The organism is Dyella japonica DSM 16301 (assembly GCF_001010355.1).
Classification (GTDB): Bacteria; Pseudomonadota; Gammaproteobacteria; order Xanthomonadales; family Rhodanobacteraceae; genus Dyella; species Dyella japonica.
This window is the reverse complement of record NZ_JPLA01000181.1, coordinates 1-402: the sequence shown is the minus strand read 5'-3', so window position 1 is coordinate 402 and position 402 is coordinate 1. Positions and strand designations below refer to the sequence as shown.

The following is a 402-nucleotide window of genomic DNA, read 5'->3' as shown; positions in this document are numbered from 1 at the left end:
CGCTAGTATTATACAATATTGGTTCGGTGCTGTGTTCCCTGTTGATTGTGTTGTACCACGTATGGCCATCAAAGAATTATTGCGCATTAAAAAGCCACCAGTAAGAATTCAATGTACAGATACCAGTATGACATTTCACTACGAAGACGGTTGCTGGTTGCGTACCCAATTGCTGGAATTAAAGTGGCCCAACATTGACAAGATAATTGAGCGTACAGAAAAGGGGTCTGACGTCTATACGCTTGATACTGAACTTTTTAACTGCTTAGAGAAAATAAAACCGTTCTGTGAACGTGATGGGCGTATTTATATGGAAAATGGCGTCGTGCGTACCCATTACAACGAGCTGGACGGTGCTAGTGCAATGTTCCGTGAATCCAAGTCAATTGGCGTGTATAATAT

The 402-nt window shown here is 41.8% G+C and carries 1 protein-coding gene; it reads left to right on the top strand.

Annotated elements, in window-relative coordinates:
• Positions 1 to 61 precede the first annotated feature (61 nt).
• On the top strand, positions 62 to 402 hold a 341-nt coding region (locus Y882_RS20200; protein ID WP_211259249.1), incomplete at its 3' end, for a hypothetical protein.